The organism is Bacillus sp. LR--39, from assembly GCF_053613335.1.
Genome location: NZ_JBSIOT010000437.1, coordinates 1 through 967 on the forward strand (window position 1 = coordinate 1; position 967 = coordinate 967).

Annotated in this window: 1 protein-coding gene and 1 pseudogene; both read right to left on the reverse strand. The window is 42.6% G+C overall.

The features are described from left to right. Nucleotides 1-166, reverse strand: a pseudogene (locus ACWHAR_RS23880) (aldo/keto reductase); the annotation flags it as partial. A 53-nt stretch (nucleotides 167-219) separates the two neighbouring features. Beyond that, nucleotides 220-966, reverse strand: coding sequence for a myo-inositol utilization transcriptional regulator IolR (gene iolR, locus ACWHAR_RS23885; RefSeq protein ID WP_452088041.1), 747 nt, complete (start codon nucleotides 964-966; stop codon nucleotides 220-222). Between the last annotated feature and the right edge of the window lies 1 nt (nucleotide 967).

Consider the following 967-nt stretch of genomic DNA (forward strand, 5'->3'; position numbering starts at 1 on the left):
AAGCGGTGTCTAACATTGTCACGCCATTACGGATCGCCTCGCGCACCAATTCTTTTCCGGTTTCTTCATTTAGGTTCGGGTAGAGGTTATGTCCTCCGACAGCATTTGTTCCTAATCCGATAGGGAATACCTGCAAGTCTGATTTTCCGAGCTTCGCTTTTTTCATGATCTGCCTCCTAGAATAAAATGGATGATAGACTCTCAACACTATTGTAAACGTTAGGCCAGATGAATGCCGATTTGATGCTCATTGCAGTACTGCGTGTACTCGTCGTCTAATGGCTGAGAGGTCACAATGCAATGCAGCCTGTCAAACGGTGCATACGTCAGAAGCGTTGATTTTCCGAATTTAGAATGGTCAGCCAATAGATACACTTCTTTTGCTTTTTCTGAAATCCTCTTTTTAATTTCATACTCCAGCAGATCCGAATTGGTCAATCCGTGAGTCAGCGTCGTTCCGGTAGCGGACATAAAGGCTTTGTTGATATTGTACTTATCAAGCATAGCCGGGTCGTCCATGCCGACAAAGGAGCGGGTTTTTCTCTTATAGTTGTTTCCGATAATGATTAAGTTGATATTCTTCAAAGCTGACGCCGCATTGATAATGTCTAAACTGTTGGTTAAGATGGTGACATTTTTGGCTGGATCAAGCGTATCAAGAATAGACTTTGTCGTCGTTCCTGAATCAATGAAGACCAAATCGTGATCTTCAATAAATCGGGAAGCATAATGGGCGATTTTTGTTTTTTCATCCTGGTGCTGAATGGTGGGATTTTCAAAAGGAACTAATGCGGTTTTTTCAATAGATGTTACGCCGCCGTATACTTTTTCAATCGCACCCTTTTCTGTTAGCTTGTTGATATCACGTCTGACTGTGTTTTTGGAGACATTGAACACCTGGCACAGCTCATCTAAGGAAACAGTGCCATGCGATAAAATGTACTCCTCCATTTCCTGAATCCGCATC